This is a genomic window from Parapedobacter luteus (genome assembly GCF_900168055.1).
In the GTDB taxonomy this organism is placed as follows: Bacteria; Bacteroidota; Bacteroidia; order Sphingobacteriales; family Sphingobacteriaceae; genus Parapedobacter; species Parapedobacter luteus.
On record NZ_FUYS01000001.1, the window covers coordinates 276,467 to 293,853 of the forward strand.

Genomic DNA, 17,387 nt, shown 5'->3' on the forward strand with positions numbered 1-17,387 from the left:
ATGCTACAAGCATGCCAAATCCATAAGTCTTTTCGCGCCGGTCTGCGCCGGTAATTTGGCGGCGAAAAAAAATGAATTGCATAAGATTCAATATTTGGCACAAATAATGCATACATTCGCCATTATTTAATTTTATTTTTAGATTACCCATGCAAGAAGGTGTAGTAAAATTCTTCAATGAGACCAAAGGTTTCGGATTTATCACTCCCATAGGTGGAGGTGAGGATGTTTTCGTTCATGTATCTGGTCTGATTGACAAGATCCGCGAGAAAGACGATGTGTCTTTTGAGATTGCTAAAGGCAAAAAAGGCCCCAACGCAGTGAATGTCAGGCTTATCTAACGGAAATTCCAGCAAATCAATTCGATTGGTTTTCGTTGAAGCTGCCCCTCAAGGCAGCTTTTTTTATGGGCGAATACGTAGAACAAGACCGCCGTGAACCGGAAACACCACGGCGAAATCCGAAATGTGTCTGCGCCACGGCCTGGCGGATAATGTCGAATAAATTTTGTATTATTGAAGGCTAAAATAAAGTGATCAGCTATTATGAATCGTAGAGCGGCAGTTCGTACATTGTTATATATTGCCGGAGGCACGATGGTCCTTCCAGCGTGCTTCCGTGAATCGCGCAAGGCCAGCATAGCATTGGCTAACCTTTCGATCAGTGAAGCCGATGAAGGGCTGTTGGAGGAATTGGTGGAAACATTGGTTCCGGCCACGGACAATCCGGGAGGGAAAGACCTGTTATTGCACTTTTTTGTCCTCAAGATGGTCGACGATTGCCACAGTCCCGACGATCAGCAGGCGTTTACCAAGGGCTTAGCGGCATTTAGAAATTGGTCGCAAAAAGAATTGGGGAAGCCTTTTGCCGAGGCCGATCTTGAACAACGTACGGCGCTGTTAAGCAAGGTGGCTGATAGTGGCGACGACGAGCTCACATCTTTTTATGGCATGGTCAAACGCAGAACCATCCAAGGATATATGAACTCCCAATACGTCATGACCAATCTGGTAAAATACGAGTTGATCCCCGGTAGGTATAATGGATATTTCCCGGTGTGACACCAAACCAAACTAAACAACTGAAATAACACATGGCTAATATAGCGATAGATAGTGTGAAGGACCGGACATTTGATGCCATCGTCATCGGATCCGGAGCCAGCGGCGGATGGGCCGCCAAGGAATTTACTGAGAAAGGCTTGAAGACCTTAGTGTTGGAGCGGGGGCGTGACGTCGTGCATGTCAAGGATTATCCCACGACCAACCTTTACCCGTATGAGCTTGAGCATCGGGGGGAAATGACTTTTCAGGATAGGCAACGGAATCCCATAGCCAACCGTTGTTATGCCTACCGTGAAGATTCGGCGCATTTTTTTGTGAAGGATGATGAACACCCCTATATCCAGGATAAAGAATTTGATTGGCTACGGGGATATCAAGTAGGTGGAAAATCGCTGCTCTGGGCGCGCCAGACGCAACGATGGAGCGAGTATGACTTCGAGGGGCCGGCCCGTGATGGCTTTGCGGTCGATTGGCCGATACGTTACGCCGATATTGCGCCCTGGTATAGCTATGTCGAGCGGTTTGTTGGCATAGCGGGCAATAAGGACGGGGTGGCCACATTGCCCGATGGCGAGTTTTTGCCACCTTACCCGCTTAATGCTGCAGAAGACCATTTTCGGAAAACCGTAGATAACCGCTATAAAGGACGCCATGTTATCAGTGCCCGGTGCGCCCACCTGTCCCAGCCACAGCCTATTCATATTCAGCAAGGCCGCGTACAGTGCCAAAATCGTACTTTATGCCAGCGCGGGTGCCCCTTTGGCGGGTATTTCAGCACCAATTCGTCTACCTTGCCCTGGGCACAGAAAACAGGTAACCTTACCTTGAGGCCCTTTTCGGTTGTGCATTCCATCCTGTATGATAAGGAAACAGGCAGAGCTACCGGCGTGAAAGTAGTCGATACCAATACCAAGGACGAACTGGAGTTCTATGCCCAGGTCATTTTTGTCAATGCTTCAACCTTAAACACCAATTTGATATTGCTGAATTCCGTTTCCGAACGTTTCCCCAATGGGTTGGGAAATGACAACGGGTTGCTGGGCAAGTATATTGCCTTTCACAATTATACGGCCCGGATCAGTGCCGAGTACGACGGGCTGTTGCAATACAAGACCGACGGCCGGAATCCGGCGGGCGGCGGTTACATCCCGAATTTCAGGAATGTAACGCGGCAGGAAACGGACTTCTTACGCGGGTGGGCTGCTGCCTTCGGCGCAAGCAGGCAAGAACTGCGGGATACCGGCGGTGTTGGCACGAACCTTAAAGACGGTCTGTTGCAGCCAACGCTCAGCAACTGGCGGATTCACTCGCACATGATGGCGGAGACCATCCCCAAGGAAAGCAACCGCGTGTGGCTCGATAACAATAAGAAAGACGCCTGGGGTGTGCCGCTTTTGCACATCTCGGTAGCCTACGATGACAGCGATTGGCAGCGCCGCCAAGACTACTACGATCAGATGAGTGAGATGTATGAAGCGGCCGGCTTTACTAATATCCAAACGGCAGACGACAATCGCCGGCCCGGCAACGACATCCACGAAATGGGTGGGGTACGCATGGGTCACGATCCGAAGACCTCGCTGTTAAACAAATGGCATCAGTTGCATCTGTGCAAAAATGTCTACGTGACCGACGGCGCTTGCATGACCTCTACAGCCACCCAAAACCCAACACTTACCTATATGGCGTTCACGGCGCGAGCGGTTGATCACGCCGTGAACGAGTTGAAAAAGGGAAACTTATAGATCCAGCGATGTCAACGATTCATTTTGCCATGCAATGCAGGTACTTACAACGTAAGGTGTCATGGGCTGTGGTGTTGGTTGTTGGCTGCATAAGCCTGTCCAAGGCGCAGACCTATGGAGATAGCATCCTTACGCTGCGGAAAAACCGCGTGGCCGCTTTTCTGAAGGATCCCTCCACACCGCTAAACGAAGGGGATGCTCAGCATCTCCACCATTACAAACCGGATGCCGCATATCGCGTACGTGCGGCGGTAGAGCTTCTCCATAGCGAGCAGCCGTTTAGGATGCCTACATCCGACGGCACGAGTAAAGCTTATGTGCGTTACGGTAAGGCCCGCTTTGAGATAAACGGCGAGCCGCTTGAATTGACAATGTATCGAAGTGCCGATCTGTTTGTCAGTCCCGCCTATCGGAATCAGCTGTTTTTGCCCTTTACCGATGCAACGAATGGCGATGGTACCTATGGTGGCGGGCGGTACCTTGATTTGTCAGTTTCGGATATAGACGGCGGTTATATCATTATCGACTTTAATCTTGCCTACAACCCTTACTGCGCATATAGCAGCGGCTATCGCTGTCCGGTACCTCCCAAAGCGAACAACCTGCCGGTACCCATTCCCGCAGGCGAAAAAAAATACACTGGCCCCATGAAGCAACGACCACGCCCCGATAGCCCGCCGAACCCCTTGACGGAAGCGGAGCGAAACCTGATTCTCTCCGGAGACACCGCCCAACTGTTGCGCGTCATTCAGGATACCGTGCCCGATGAGGGGCGTATACTCAAGGCCCTATCGGATGATATCGATCCGCAGGACGGGTTAGTGCCGTTATTGGCTAAGCGGATGTACCAGGCAGTGAGAGATTCGACGCATCCTGGTGTGGGCATTGCAGCGCCGCAGGTTGGGATAAACCGAAATCTGATTTGGGTGCAGCGCTTCGACAAGGCAGGCGAGCCATTCGAACTCTACCTGAATCCCAAAATCACGTGGCGGTCCAAATTGCTGCGAAAGGGGCTGGAAGGGTGCCTCTCCATCCCGGATACCATGGGTCAGGTATTGCGCAACTACGCCATACGCCTCACTTACCAGGACATCGATGGAGCTGAGCATGAGGAAATGGTAGAAGGCTTTACAGCTGTTATTTTCCAGCATGAAACCGACCACCTTTATGGTATCCTTTTTACCGATCGATTGGCCGAGCAGGCAGCCGCGACCTACCACCGTGTCAACGAGGAGGTCGAACTATACGTGGAGCAAGCGCACTAACCTGCCTTATCTTCCAAAATCGTCCTGTACCCTTACAATATCGTCTTCATCCGACGGATTGGAAGCATCCGTATGCTGCCAGATTTCAGCCAGTACCCCCCATTCATCAAGTCCTACGAGGCGATGGCGCTCTCCCTGGTCGAGCCGGATAACGTCTCCTGGATTCAGGATTTGCAATTCGTGCTCTTCATCGGTGTCACTGGTCACCACGCCGACGATACCGCGTACCACCTGCCAGATTTCGGCGCGGCGGTGATGGTACTGCCAGGAAAGGCGCTTTCCGGGGGCTACGATGAGGATTTTGGGGCTGAGCTTTCCCGAGATCTTGAGCTCCTGCACGTCAAGCCCATTGAAATAGGTATTCGCAAATTCCTGGGCTTGGGATTCCTCAATCACGAAAAAACCACCCCACGGACGCGTCTGGTCCTGTTGTACGATTTGGAATCCTTGGCCTGTAAGGACCCCTGCTATCTCGTTGAAAAGTTCTTCCTTCGTTTGGTAAGTCATTGGTTTTTTTATTTGAAGCGGCTAATATAATAGAAACCCGACAGGTTTTCAATATCCTATTCGGTTTTCAGCGCTTTTGTTTTCTCACTAAATTCGCACCCGCACCCTTTTGAGCACCCCTTGCTTCCATTGAAGGAGCGTCTGGTTCGCCGAATCAGGTAAACCAGTGCTGCTAAAAACAGCGCACTAATGGCTAGGTATTGAATCGTAATCGCATCCATTGATCATTTCAAAAGTTGGTATGCCATCAAAGCTGCAAGATACGCAAATCCGGTCATAAATGTCAATTGTATCAATGTCCATTTCCACGAATTTGTCTCTCTTCTGACAATAGCGATGGTACTCATGCATTGCATGGCAAACGCATAAAATAATAATAACGATATACCCGAGGCAAAATTGTAGGCCGGACGGCCCGTGTTGGGATTGATTTCACTCGCCATACGCTCGCGAATGGTCAGCTCATCATCCGTGCCACCCAAGCTGTAAACGGTAGCCATGGTACTGACAAATACCTCGCGGGCCGCAAACGAAGATATCAGGCCAATACCCATCTTCCAGTCGTAGCCCAAGGGCGTTATTGCCGGCTCGATAAACCGGCCCATTGTACCAAGGAACGAATATTCCAGCTGCTGCGACTGTACTTCATTTTCAAGGGCTTCATCACTGAGCTCCGGACGCTCGGTACGTACAATATCTTCGGCATTGGTAAACCGATCGTCTACCCCAAACGAGCCCAATACCCACAGGATAACGCTGATGGCCAAAATGATCTTGCCTGCACCCAGTATAAAGCCCATGGTTTTGTCCCATACGTTCAGCAGTACGTTGCGTACCACGGGATATTTATAGGTGGGCATTTCGAGGATCAGAAAGCTCTTATAGTCGGTTTTCATCAATTGTTTCAGCACCCAGGCACTTCCTAAGGCCGCTAATATGCCCAATACATACATACCAAAGAGCACCAGTCCTTGTAAGTCCAATCCCCAGAAACGCTCTTGGGGGATGACCAAGCCGATGATGATGATGTAAATGGGCAGCCGCGCGGAGCAAGTCATAAACGGTGTGACCAGTATCGTGATCAATCGCTCTTTATCGTTTTCAATGGTGCGGGCAGACATCACCGCCGGAATGGCGCAGGCTGCGCCCGACATGAGGGGTACGGCACTTTTACCACTGAGCCCGAAGGGGCGTAGCCACCGGTCCATCAGGTAGACTACCCGGCTCATGTAGCCGGATTCCTCCATCAGGGAAATAAACACAAATAAGATGGCAATCTGCGGGATGAAAATGACGATGCCGCCGATACCGGCGATGATGCCGTCCGTCAGCAAGCCATTAAGCGGGCCGTCCGGCAATCGTTCGCCGGCACTGGCTGCCAGCCACGCGAAGGCGTTATCTATGGCATCCATGAAGGGGCCCGACCATGTGTATATGGCCTGGAAAATCAGCATGAGCAAAGCGAAGAAGACAACATACCCCCAAACCGGGTGGATCAGCAAGTCGTCAAGGCGAGCCGTGAGGTTTTCACGCTTTTTGGCTGGATCCTTCAGCACATTGGCCAGCTGGCGATCCAGCGTGCTGTGCCTTGCCATCGTTTCGTGTATTTGCAGCCGATGATAATTAATCTGGTTTTCTTGCCGGATGGCGCTGATTTCGGAAGACGCTGTGGCATCCAAGTGTTTGCTGCGTTTTTGCGACAAATACAACCATGCGATGTAATCGTTGGCAGGTGCCAGCTGCTCCTTCACCTGTTGGGTGACAGCGGCATACTCATCCGGAATGCTGAATGCGGGAGTGTAGCCGTTGGGTTTGTATTGCAGGGCGGCTTTCAGCGAATCAATGCCTTTGCCCGAGCGCGCATCCGTAAGCACAACCTTGGTCGAAAGCACCTTTTCGAGCCGGTCTACATCAATGGAAATTCCTGCCCGTTCGGCCTCATCAATCATATTCACCACAAAAATGGCCGGTAATCCGATCTCCCGTATTTGCTGATAAAGCAGGGCCGAGCGCTTCAGGTTGAACGGGTCGCCCACAACGACCACCAGCTCGGGGTGGTTCGGATTGTTTTTATCAACGAGTACCTCATAAACGATTTCCTCGTCCAGCGAAGAGGGGTGAATGCCATAGGCTCCGGGGAGATCAATCAGCTGATATTTGGTATGCTGATAAGTAAAGCTTCCCGTTTTCTTTTCCACAGTGATGCCCGGATAGTTGCCCGCCTTCTGGCGCAGGCCAGTCAGTTTATTGAATACCGTGGATTTACCTACATTGGGGTTGCCCACCAAGGCGATTTTTGTCTCGGTCATGTTTTTATGATAGGGTTTCGATTAAAATAAGGGCTGCCTCAGACCGGCGCAACGCTATGGCATTGGGGTTGTCCCGGATATGGATGCAAACCGGTCCATTGAATGGCGCCTGCCGTTTCAAGGTTAGCACGACCCCAGGTAATAATCCCATTTCGTAGATTTTAATGGGTATCTCATCGGCGAGGTATCCAACGATGGTTGCTGTTTCTCCCTTTCTTAATTGGTTAATGGATTGATGTTGTGACATTACATGGACTTTGCTAACAAGGGTACAAAGGTACTAATTATAATGAATCTAAACATCAGGAAATTGTTTCGGTGTATAAACGGCAGCTGGAGACAACCGGAAGTTTATCGTATACACCGGCCGCAACTATCCAAAAAAATAGTACTTTTGTTTGTTTACCTGCTGTTTAACATTGACAGTAAACCTTCTTCAGCATTATGGCCGAACTAGACGTGCAAAATACGGCATTCATGCAAGCCGTATCGTTTGTGAACCAGACGAACCGCAACATTTTCCTTACCGGTAAAGCCGGCACGGGGAAAACAACGTTTCTCAGGTATATCCGGCAGCATAGTTATAAGAAAATGGCTGTTGCCGCGCCAACGGGCGTGGCAGCCATGAACGCAGGCGGCACGACACTGCATTCGTTGTTTTGGTTGCCCTTCGGTCTGTATATCGAAGAGTATGAGCTCGCGTGGAACGATGATGATAGCCATATATACAACCGCCGCCGGCTATTCGGGAAAGTGAAGCTGACCAAGCAGCGGCGAGCCCTCCTCCAGGAAATCGATTTGCTGGTGATTGATGAGGTATCCATGCTGAGGGCCGACACGCTGGATGCCATTGATGCCATCCTGAAATCGGTACGGCGTGATGCCCGTCCCTTCGGCGGTCTACAAGTGTTATTTATCGGCGATATGTACCAGCTGCCGCCGGTGGTGAAAGAGCGGGAGTGGGCGATCATGAGCCAGTATTATCCGACTCCCTTTTTCTTCGATGCAAAGGTGTTGCGAGCGCATCCACCGCTATTGCTGGAGCTCAAGAAGATTTATCGGCAAAGCGAACAGCTTTTTATTGATATCCTCAACGATATCCGCAACAACTGTTGTTCGCCTGCACAGCTGGAGTTGCTCAATCGTTATTACCGCCCCGATTTCCTGCCATCCAGCGATGAGCCTTACATCACGCTGACGACCCACAATCACCGGGCCGATGCCATCAACCGGAGAGAGCTTGACGCGCTTCCGGGCAAACCCATCGCATTGAAGGCTAAGGTGTCAAACGATTTTCCCGAAAGCCTGTATCCCGCGGAAGTGGAGCTGGAACTGAAAATCGGTGCGCAAGTCATGTTTATCCGTAACGACAGCGGGGATGAACGGCGCTATTACAACGGCAAAATTGGTTACGTTAAGCATATCGACGCTTCGGGGGATGCGTTGATCGTTGATTTCACCGACGGCAGCGACGCGGTGGAGGTGAAACGCGAAGCTTGGGAAAATATCCGGTATCGTTATGACAAAGCGGAAGATAAAATTGAGGAGGAGGTGTTAGGCACCTTTGCCCAGTTCCCCCTGCGGTTGGCATGGGCGATTACCATCCACAAAAGCCAAGGGCTAACGTTTGACAAAGCCATCATCGACGCGGGGGGCTCCTTCGCCGCCGGCCAAGTGTATGTGGCCCTGAGCCGCCTTCGCACGTTAGAGGGGTTGGTGTTGTATTCGCGCATCCCCGCGCATAGCATTCGTACAGACCAGCAGGTGGCCCGTTTTTCGAGCAACACGCTGGCAGATGAGGAGGTGCCCGCCTTATTGGAAGCCTCCCAACGCCACTACATCGGGCATATGCTCCTTCAGGCCTTCAGGTGGGACGCCGCTGTCGAAGCATTGGCTGCATTGAAAGCCGATTTAGCCAAACGCAATATCGCCGATCTGACCGAAGCTATGCAGTTTATGCAGGCGCAATGCCACACCTGCGAACACCTGCGGGAAGTGGCCAATCGATTCAGGAACCAATTGAATGGCTTGCTCAACAAGCAAGAACATGCCGACTACGCCCAGATCCACGAGCGTACCGCCAAAGCCGTAGATTGGTTTTTGCCCCGCATCGACGACGAATTGGTGGTGCCATTGGAAGCGCATATACGCACTTGGGCGGTTAAAAAAAGGACGAAGAAGTACGTGGAAGCGCTGAAAGAACCGCTCATTGATTTCAAGCGCAAGCGGGAGCAGTTGCGGCAGTGTGCCTCCATTACGGGAGCATTGGTCAAGGGCGATGATCTGCAAGCGATAATGACCCAGGCGAACGGATTGGCAACCATTGCAATAGCATCGGAATTGCCCGACATGGCCGCGGCGCGCAAAACAAAAAAGGGCGAAACGAAGCGCATCAGCTTTGAGCTGTTCCGATCGGGCAAATCCGTTGATGAGATTTCAGCAGAGCGGGGGTTAACCGCCGGCACGGTGATCGGCCATCTCCTTGAATTCATCGGCAACGGTGTCGAAGCCACCCAATTGGTGGATGCAGCCAAATTGGAGACCATTTTGGATACGTTGCGTAAGCACCCTGGAAAGTCGTTTTCAGCCATCAAAAACATGTTGGGGCCTGACGTCGGATACGACGAAATCCGCGTTGCCCAAGCCGCTATCGCGCAGTAAAAATGCCGGATGGCACAAGTCTTACGGAAGACAGCGGGATTATTGCGCAGATTTCCGTATCTTTGATGCCTTTTTCAGATACCACAGTTGTTAGATGCAGCAAGTCGATACTACACAGCCTTACGAGTTGGTCTATTCCCTTTGCGAACACCCCTATCTGGGTTATCTCATCGAACCGCACGTCGTGCAGCTCAATCCCAATGGTGGATATTCATTGACGCATAGACGGGTTTTCAGCAATACATCAGCAGACTATGCGGGCGTGTTGGACGAGACCGACCACAAGCTCATTAAACTGCTGGAAGAAATAGAACAAACCAATATCATAAAGCGCTACCACAAGAAGCCCGTCAGGCCGGTAGATTTTTTCGCCAAAATATTTGATCAAAAGTTTTTCGACTACATCCGGCCCAAAATCGAGCGGCGCCTGTTGCAGGCATTGGAATTGCTCAAAGAAAAACCTTTGTTTTTGATGAGCAAAGACGGATATGCCGCGGAGCAGCGGATTGAAATCGCTCCGCACGCGGCGTCAGTGTTATTCCACTTTCGCCGCAACGGCGAAGAAACACGCTATTTCCCAACCATAAAGTATGAGGGACAGCGTATCGAATTTATGTATAAAGACGCACAGGTGGTCATCAATCAGCAAGCCTGGCTGTTGCTTGAAAATGTGTTGTACCATTTCGACCAACCGTTGGAAGGAAAAAAGCTGTCGCCGTTTCTTCAAAAGCGGTATATCGCTGTAGCACGGGCGACCGAGCGCAAATATTTCGAAACGTTCGTACGCGGATTGATAGAAAAGCATCATGTATATGCGGAGGGGTTTGCCATCGAAACACATCAGCACAACGCGGTTCCCGTCATCAAGTTGCTTTATGTTGAAAACGGAACCTCCCAGCTGCAGTTGGATTTCCGCTATGGCCCATACCTTTTTGCGTCGGGCGGCGAGAATAAAGTGACCGTGCGGATGCAATACGATGAGGCGGCAGATCAATACACCTTTCACCGTATCAAGCGCTCACTGCACTGGGAGGAAAACCGCTTGCAGGAGCTGCTGCACATGGGCTTGCACAAGGCCAGTGCGCTTTTCAGCAACCTCGAGCCTGAGCCCAGGGGCAACGAGGCGGTATCGGCGATGGACTGGCTGCGGGATCACAACGAAGAACTTCTTCGGCTGGGCTATGAGATCGTGCAGGAGGATCCCAACAAACGGTTTTTCTTTGGCCGGACGGAGTTGGATCTATCCATCAATGAAAATAACGATTGGTTTGATGTGCAGGCTATTGCGCGTTTTGGCCAGTACGAAGTGCCGTTTACGCAATTGCGCAACCATATCCTGAACAGTGTCAAAGAATTTGTCCTGCCAAATGGTGAGGTCGCCATTATTCCCGAAGAATGGTTTGCCCGCTACAATCAGCTGTTCCATTTTTCGGAAGATAAAAAAAGTATTCGCCTGAGTAAGTACCATGTAGGGTTGCTCAGTGATATCTCCGAGCATACGGCCTTGACGATGGACCGTAAACTGGCCCAGTTGGCCGGGTTTGAAGCGATTGCAGATATTGAAGAGCCCCAGCAATTCAAGGGTGCCTTACGGCCCTATCAAAAGGCAGGCTACAATTGGTTCCACTTTTTGCAGCAATACCGCTTTGGAGGCTGCCTGGCAGACGATATGGGCCTGGGGAAGACCATCCAGACGTTGGCGTTTCTGCAGAAACAGAAAGAGGGGATGACCCAGGCGGAAGGCCCCAAGACGTCGCTCATTGTCATGCCCACTTCACTCGTGTATAACTGGCAGAACGAAGCAGACAAATTCGTGCCCGATCTCCGCATCTTGGTGCATACCGGTATAGGCCGGCATAAGGAAGCAGCCGCATTTGAAAACTACGACCTCATCATCACCACCTATGGCATTGTCCGCAGTGACGAGGAACTGCTGAGTGCCTTTTATTTCAACTACATCATCCTCGACGAAAGCCAGATTATCAAGAATCCGACGTCTAAGTCATTCAAGGCCGTGAAAAGTCTCAAGAGCAAACACCGGCTGGTGCTTAGCGGTACGCCTGTGGAAAATTCCGTGGCCGATTTGTGGTCGCAGATGGCTTTTCTCAATCCGGGCTTGCTGGGCAGTTACCATTATTTCCAACAGGAGTTTGTACAGCCCATCGAAAAAAAGAAGGACGAAGAAAAGGCCCGGCGTTTGCAGGCCATCATCAAACCGTTTGTCCTGCGGCGTACCAAGAGCCAGGTGGCTACTGAACTGCCCCCCAAATCGGAACAGATTTTTTATTGCGCGATGGGAGACGAACAAGCCGAGCGCTATGAGCGGATAAAATCAGAATACCGCAATGCCATCTTGGAAAATTTGGGTGACGAAAAGCATAAAACGCCGCAAATCACGTTGTTGCAGGGGCTCACCCGGCTACGGCAGCTGGCTAACCACCCGCGTATGGTCGATAGCACGTTCAAAGGAGAATCCGGCAAGTTCGAGAGCGTCATTCACACCCTTGAAAGCGTATTGCAGCGGGGGAATAAAGTGCTGGTATTTTCGCAATTCGTGAAACAGCTGGTGATTTTTAAGCAATATTTCGAAAAACACGGCATCGGCTACGCGTACCTGGATGGCGCAACTAAAAACCGAGAAGAAGTAGTCAAGCAGTTCCGGGAAAACGAAGATACCCGGCTTTTCCTTATCTCCATCAAAGCGGGGGGCGTGGGGCTCAACCTGGTGGAAGCCGATTATGTGTTCATCCTTGATCCATGGTGGAATCCGGCAGTAGAACAGCAGGCCATAGATAGGACCCACCGCATCGGGCAGACACGCAATGTGTTTATCTATAAATTCATTACCAAAGATACGGTGGAAGAAAAAATATTGGCATTGCAAAACCGCAAAAAAACCATTGCCGACACACTTATCACTACCGAGGAAAGCTTCATTAAGTCGCTCACGCAGGATGATATCAAGGAGTTGCTTGGGTAAACGCTTCCAGGCCTTTCTTCATGCGCGCTACGGTCTCTTCGCGACCAAGCAGCGCAGCGATGTCAAACACGTGCGGGCCAAATTTGCCGCCCACCAGCATGACACGGAATGGAAGCATTAATTCACCCATTTTCATGCCTGAAGCATTAATGGCCAGCTTGTAAAAGCTCTCTAACTCGGCGCTATGCCAGGGCGCAAAATTTTCCAGCTTGGCAATCATATCGGCGAAGAACGCGGTCTTTTCCGTATTCCACTTGGGCTGTATGGCGGCAAGGTCGTATCCCTCCGGTTGTTTGAAGAAATACGAAGCCTGCTCCCAAAAATCGGTGGTGAACGTGAGCCGGTCTTTTACCAGCGCCAGCACTGCTGAGAGGTATTGCTCATCGGGATCGATGACGCCGTTGGCCGCCAGCAGGCTGCGAAGCTCGGAAAGCAGGGTGTCGCCGTCGCTCCGCTTTATCCACTCGTGGTTAAACCACTTGGCTTTTTCGAAATCAAATTTGGCGCCAGCCTTGCTGATGCGTTCTACGGAAAATTTGCTTACCAGCTCATCGCGTGTAAAAATCTCCTGGTCGGTGCCATCGTTCCAGCCAAGCAACGCCAGCATATTCACAAACGCTTCGGGTAGGAAACCCATTTCGCGAAAGCCCTTCGTGAGAATGCCGGTCTGGGGGTCAAGCCAGTTCATTGCATATACCGGGAAGCCGAGCCGGTCGCCGTCGCGTTTGCTGAGCTTGCCGTTACCGTCGGGTTTAAGGATGAGCGGCAGGTGAGCCCACTTGGGCATGGCGTGGCGCCAGCCAAGGTATTCCCATAGCAGGATGTGTACAGGCGCGGAGGGCAGCCATTCTTCGCCGCGGAAGACGTGGGTGATGGCCATCACGTAATCATCGACCACCACAGCCAGGTGGTAAGTGGGCATGCCATCAGCCTTGAGCAGCACCTTGTCATCCACCAACGACGAGTCGAAGCTTACCATCCCCCGGATAAGGTCTTCGAAACCTATGGTTTCGCCTACTGGCATCTTGATGCGGATGACGTGCGGATGGCCTTCCGCGAGCAACCGTTCGGTTTCGTCAGCGGGTAGGCTGAGTGAATTGCGCAGTTGCTGCCGGTTTTCATGGCTATACTTAAAGTTGGGATGTGCCGCACGTTGGGCATCCAGTTGCTCGGCTGTGTCGAAGGCATAATAGGCATAGCCATTGGCTACGAGTTGTTCTGCATATGCCCGGTAATTGGCTTTGCGTTCGCTCTGGCGATAGGGGCCGTGCTCGCCACCATGGATGGGGCTTTCATCGGGCTCAATGCCGCACCAGCGGAGGCAATCCTGGATGTATGCTTCGGCACCCGGTACAAAGCGGGTCTGGTCAGTATCTTCAATGCGCAGCACAAACGTACCGCCATGCTGTTTGGCAAACAAATAGTTGAATAGCGCCGTGCGCACACCACCCAAATGCAGCCCTCCCGTGGGGCTCGGTGCAAAACGCACCCTTACGTTCCTGTCCTGATCCATGTCGCAAAGATAAAAAATGCGGCACCGAAACCACCATTTAAGGCAGAATTATGTATTTTGGCGGTGGATTTAAGATCCGCTTATATGATGCGCAGTTTGTCCATTTTGTTATTCCTCGTTGTACCGGGTTGTTTTGGTGGCTTTTGTAGACCGCAGGATACCGTGGCATTCAACCGGGGGGGCACGCAGCACGCCGGGTACTATGAAGAGATTCCTTATGAAGGGGTGCGTAATAAAATCATTGTGCGCATAGCCATTCAAAATAAGGAGAGGCGATTTATCTGGGATACCGATGCGCCCTTGTTGGTTTCTCGTCGGCTCGCCGCGGAATTGTATGCGGACACGTTGGCCAAAAAGCGAATAACTGATGTAAATGCGCAACGCGATTCAATGTATGTGGTCAATATCGATGGAATAAGTATCGGTGCGACGCGTTTTGATGGAATTCCTGCTCTGGTGGCAAGCGAGGACAACCTGATATTGAAGTGCTTTGATGTCGAGGGGCTTATTGGGAGCAACATGACCAGAAATTCCATCGTCCATTTTGACGCACAACGGCAGGTGATTGTGCTTACCGACGATATCCGGCACGTGGCAGTCGATCCAGATTTTCGGACCGGCCTCCTGTTGGATAGCATACAAAGCCTGCCATTCGTGGAGGTGCATCCAGCAAAACAGGCATCAGAGCGTGTGCTTTTTGATACCGGCGACGGCAATTTTTATAGTTTAAGCGAGCGCAGTTATGCTGTTTTTTCCAGAAAAAGGCGCAAAGCATTCCGCTTGAAAGAACGTGGATTTGGGAATGCGCAGATTGGGTTGCATGGCGAAGGGGTAGGCGGCACGCGCTATCGTGTGTTGCTACCGGCATTGAAAATCGGTGGAGTCGAATTTGCTGACGTCAGTACCACCACACAGGATGGTTCGAATACAAGATTGGGAGCGGGACCGCTACGTTACGGTAATGTGACCATAGATGGTATAAATAAACATTTTTATTTTGCGCCTCACGATGTGACGGCCATGAAACTTACCTATCAAAAGACAATAAAAGATTGGAGCCTCTCTCCAACGATACCTGGGGATAAACTGGTAGTCGGGATTATCTGGGGAAACGGTGATCCGGGTGTACGGGTGGGCGATCGCATCATGGCGATCAACGATGTTGATATCTCGCAACGGGAGACCTGTAGTTTAATTCTTGAAAACTTGCTGGATATTGAGGAAAATCAGGCATACCTGACCATACAGGCGGATGATGGGATGACAAAACGAGTGAAAATTACGGCAGAAGAATGAATCTCACTCCTTACCAATATAACCAACAACGTTGGAAATTTGCTTTGTTAATCTTTGCGGCGCTCATTGCAGGGGCGTCGCTGCTGTACACAAATTACCTGGTAAGGAACCTTTCCAAATCTGAGCGGACCAAGGCCGAGGTATGGGCGATGAGCACGCGAAACATCATTACGATGCCCGATTTAGACGATGAGGCCATTACATTCATTTATGCCGTTCGTGATAGCCTTTCGCTTCCGGCCATTATCGCCGATGCTCATGACAGCATCATCTATTGGCGTGATCTGGATTCTACCAAAACCAATATTTTAGCAGATAGCAACGATGACAACCTCCAGTATGACCCGGCATATTTCAATCGGCAACTGGCTATCATGAAGGAAAGCCATCCACCGATTATCATCAACCTCCCCAACGGAGGTCAATGGTTTGTCTATTACAAAGATTCGCTGCTGTTAAACCAGCTGCGTTTTTTCCCCTACGTTCAGCTATCGCTGATTGCGATTTTCCTGGGCATTGCCTACACCGTATTTAACTCCATCCGTAAATCCGAGCAGAATCTCGTCTGGGTGGGGATGGCCAAGGAAGCAGCCCATCAATTGGGTACGCCGATATCGTCGCTCATGGCTTGGCTGGAATTGGTCCGTGCCAAGTTTGATGCCGAAAACGATCCCTTACTCATCGAAATGGAGAGCGATGTGAAACGGCTGGAAATCGTTGCCGACAGGTTTTCCAAAATCGGCTCGGCGCCGGTGCTACAAAGTCATGCAGTATATAAAGTGGTGGTCGATTTTGTCAGCTATTTCAAGGTACGGACGAGCGACAAGATCATTTTCAACGTTTCAGGCGATACCAAAGTCGAAGCCATGCTTAATGTGCCGTTATTCGATTGGGTACTCGAAAATCTGTTGAAGAATGCGGCAAATGCCATTGAGTCCGCAGGTCGAATCGATATTGTGATTTCAGAGAATATTGCAAAAGAGCAAATTTTTATAGACATTAGCGATACCGGAAAAGGGATTCCGCGCGCCAAGTTCGATGCGGTATTCCAGCCGGGCTTTACCACCCGGAAACGGGGTTGGGGACTGGGATTAAGTCTTACCAAGCGGATGATCGAATATCATAAAGGGCAGATTTTTGTAAAAGAGTCTGAGATAGACAAAGGAACCACATTTAGAATTGTATTACCAAGTAGCCAAACGTATGAACCCGCTCAAATCTGATGAATATCCGGCAATTTACACCGCCTACATAGAGACCATCTCGGGAGATATCATGGACTTGCTCAATGAACAAGTCAAGACCTTTCCGATGTTCCTGGCCGGCATCCCCGAGGAAAAATCCGAATATGCGTACGCCGAAGGAAAGTGGACGATCAAAGAAGTGGTGGGCCATATCATTGATACGGAGCGAATTATGGCCTATCGCGCGTTGCGGTTTGCACGCAACGATACCAAAGAACTGATTGGTTTTGAACCGGACGACTTTGTCGCTAATGCGCGGTTCAATGAGCGGTCATTGAAAAGTCTCTCCGATGAGTTTGCGTTGGTCAGGGAATCAAACGTAATGCTTTTCAGGCATTTAAACGACCACGAGTTGATGCGCAAGGGGCTTGCTTCCGAGCGGCTTATCAGTGTTCGTGCCTTCATGTACATTATTGCAGGCCACCTTAATCATCACCGCAACATCATCCGCGAACGGTACCTGGGAGAATGATTCACATCGCTGCGTCCGGGGCTTCATTCCAGCCACCTGAACGGGTTTAATTGGGGGCAGCGACCAGCGGTGGAACAGGAGCCGGTCGACGGTGTCGGCAGCGTGCACTTATCAAGCGATAAAAAATAAAAAAACAAAAAAACCTTTTTAACGCTCTTTTGTAATTAAGATATCTACGAAACCATTTCCATGGTTTTATGATACGGTTTAGGTGTAGGAAATGCCCTGATAATTCAGGGCGTTTCCTATTTTAGAAAACCTTATGCCGGTCGTCGACCATCTGCCATCTTTGCCGGCCACCGCTCATCGAAAACTAATCAACCGTTTGCAT

13 protein-coding genes are annotated in these 17,387 nt (G+C 50.6%); 9 read left to right on the forward strand and 4 right to left on the reverse strand.

Annotated features, from left to right (window positions below; all coding sequences use genetic code 11):
• The first annotated feature begins 149 nt into the window (after positions 1 to 149).
• From B5X72_RS01170 to def, 4 genes are all read left to right on the forward strand, one after another.
• Positions 150 to 341 (forward strand): cold-shock protein, encoded by a 192-nt coding sequence (locus tag B5X72_RS01170; RefSeq protein WP_079714969.1) that lies wholly within the window; start codon positions 150 to 152, stop codon positions 339 to 341.
• Between the two features lie 204 nt (positions 342 to 545).
• Complete coding sequence (locus B5X72_RS01175) at positions 546 to 1,061, forward strand: gluconate 2-dehydrogenase subunit 3 family protein (RefSeq protein ID WP_079714970.1); 516 nt, start codon at positions 546 to 548, stop codon at positions 1,059 to 1,061.
• A 32-nt stretch (positions 1,062 to 1,093) separates the two neighbouring features.
• On the forward strand, positions 1,094 to 2,809 hold the full coding sequence (locus tag B5X72_RS01180; protein WP_079714971.1) for a GMC oxidoreductase: 1,716 nt from the start codon (positions 1,094 to 1,096) through the stop codon (positions 2,807 to 2,809).
• 8 nt (positions 2,810 to 2,817) lie between these two features.
• Positions 2,818 to 4,074: a peptide deformylase gene (gene def, locus B5X72_RS01185; protein ID WP_139378477.1), complete on the forward strand. Its 1,257-nt coding sequence runs from the start codon at positions 2,818 to 2,820 to the stop codon at positions 4,072 to 4,074.
• A gap of 6 nt (positions 4,075 to 4,080) precedes the next feature.
• Here the strand turns inward: def and B5X72_RS01190 are convergent, their stop codons facing one another.
• The 3 genes from B5X72_RS01190 to B5X72_RS01200 form a co-directional block, all read right to left on the reverse strand.
• The gene (locus B5X72_RS01190) at positions 4,081 to 4,581 is read right to left on the reverse strand and encodes a cupin domain-containing protein (RefSeq protein WP_079714973.1); all 501 of its coding nucleotides are present in this window, start codon (positions 4,579 to 4,581) and stop codon (positions 4,081 to 4,083) included.
• A gap of 224 nt (positions 4,582 to 4,805) precedes the next feature.
• A complete protein-coding gene (gene feoB / locus B5X72_RS01195; protein ID WP_079714974.1) occupies positions 4,806 to 6,890 on the reverse strand; it encodes a ferrous iron transport protein B in 2,085 nt (694 codons plus the stop codon).
• 4 nt (positions 6,891 to 6,894) lie between these two features.
• Positions 6,895 to 7,137, reverse strand: coding sequence for a FeoA family protein (locus B5X72_RS01200; protein WP_079714975.1), 243 nt, complete (start codon positions 7,135 to 7,137; stop codon positions 6,895 to 6,897).
• A gap of 197 nt (positions 7,138 to 7,334) precedes the next feature.
• Here B5X72_RS01200 and B5X72_RS01205 point away from each other — a divergent pair, with 197 nt between their 5' ends.
• Positions 7,335 to 9,551: a helix-turn-helix domain-containing protein gene (locus tag B5X72_RS01205; RefSeq protein WP_079714976.1), complete on the forward strand. Its 2,217-nt coding sequence runs from the start codon at positions 7,335 to 7,337 to the stop codon at positions 9,549 to 9,551.
• 94 nt (positions 9,552 to 9,645) lie between these two features.
• Entirely contained in the window at positions 9,646 to 12,531 is a 2,886-nt protein-coding gene (locus B5X72_RS01210) for a DEAD/DEAH box helicase (RefSeq protein ID WP_079714977.1), read from the forward strand.
• Here B5X72_RS01210 and gltX read toward each other — a convergent pair.
• Positions 12,512 to 14,044 (reverse strand): glutamate--tRNA ligase, encoded by a 1,533-nt coding sequence (gene gltX / locus B5X72_RS01215; protein ID WP_079714978.1) that lies wholly within the window; start codon positions 14,042 to 14,044, stop codon positions 12,512 to 12,514. The genes B5X72_RS01210 and gltX overlap by 20 nt on opposite strands.
• Before the next feature lie 84 nt (positions 14,045 to 14,128).
• Here gltX and B5X72_RS01220 point away from each other — a divergent pair, with 84 nt between their 5' ends.
• The 3 genes from B5X72_RS01220 to B5X72_RS01230 are packed head-to-tail and all read left to right on the forward strand — an operon-like array spanning position 14,129 to position 17,056.
• Complete coding sequence (locus tag B5X72_RS01220; protein WP_079714979.1) at positions 14,129 to 15,340, forward strand: aspartyl protease family protein; 1,212 nt, start codon at positions 14,129 to 14,131, stop codon at positions 15,338 to 15,340.
• Positions 15,337 to 16,563, forward strand: coding sequence for a sensor histidine kinase (locus tag B5X72_RS01225; RefSeq protein WP_079714980.1), 1,227 nt, complete (start codon positions 15,337 to 15,339; stop codon positions 16,561 to 16,563). Before B5X72_RS01220 ends, B5X72_RS01225 begins: the two co-directional genes overlap by 4 nt.
• Positions 16,544 to 17,056 carry a DinB family protein gene (locus tag B5X72_RS01230; protein ID WP_079714981.1) on the forward strand — a complete coding sequence of 171 codons (513 nt, stop codon included), beginning with the start codon at positions 16,544 to 16,546 and terminating at the stop codon, positions 17,054 to 17,056. Before B5X72_RS01225 ends, B5X72_RS01230 begins: the two co-directional genes overlap by 20 nt.
• Positions 17,057 to 17,387 lie beyond the last annotated feature (331 nt).

What these genes read in the sequence shown, in the direction of transcription:
- B5X72_RS01170 (WP_079714969.1), top strand. Translation starts at nt 150, where the DNA reads ATGCAAGAAGGTGTAGTAAAATTCTTCAATGAGACCAAAGGTTTCGGA.
- B5X72_RS01175 (WP_079714970.1), top strand. Translation starts at nt 546, where the DNA reads ATGAATCGTAGAGCGGCAGTTCGTACATTGTTATATATTGCCGGAGGC.
- B5X72_RS01180 (WP_079714971.1), top strand. Translation starts at nt 1,094, where the DNA reads ATGGCTAATATAGCGATAGATAGTGTGAAGGACCGGACATTTGATGCC.
- def (WP_139378477.1), top strand. Translation starts at nt 2,818, where the DNA reads ATGTCAACGATTCATTTTGCCATGCAATGCAGGTACTTACAACGTAAG.
- B5X72_RS01190 (WP_079714973.1), bottom strand. Translation starts at nt 4,581, where the DNA reads ATGACTTACCAAACGAAGGAAGAACTTTTCAACGAGATAGCAGGGGTC.
- feoB (WP_079714974.1), bottom strand. Translation starts at nt 6,890, where the DNA reads ATGACCGAGACAAAAATCGCCTTGGTGGGCAACCCCAATGTAGGTAAA.
- B5X72_RS01200 (WP_079714975.1), bottom strand. Translation starts at nt 7,137, where the DNA reads ATGTCACAACATCAATCCATTAACCAATTAAGAAAGGGAGAAACAGCA.
- B5X72_RS01205 (WP_079714976.1), top strand. Translation starts at nt 7,335, where the DNA reads ATGGCCGAACTAGACGTGCAAAATACGGCATTCATGCAAGCCGTATCG.
- B5X72_RS01210 (WP_079714977.1), top strand. Translation starts at nt 9,646, where the DNA reads ATGCAGCAAGTCGATACTACACAGCCTTACGAGTTGGTCTATTCCCTT.
- gltX (WP_079714978.1), bottom strand. Translation starts at nt 14,044, where the DNA reads ATGGATCAGGACAGGAACGTAAGGGTGCGTTTTGCACCGAGCCCCACG.
- B5X72_RS01220 (WP_079714979.1), top strand. Translation starts at nt 14,129, where the DNA reads ATGATGCGCAGTTTGTCCATTTTGTTATTCCTCGTTGTACCGGGTTGT.
- B5X72_RS01225 (WP_079714980.1), top strand. Translation starts at nt 15,337, where the DNA reads ATGAATCTCACTCCTTACCAATATAACCAACAACGTTGGAAATTTGCT.
- B5X72_RS01230 (WP_079714981.1), top strand. Translation starts at nt 16,544, where the DNA reads ATGAACCCGCTCAAATCTGATGAATATCCGGCAATTTACACCGCCTAC.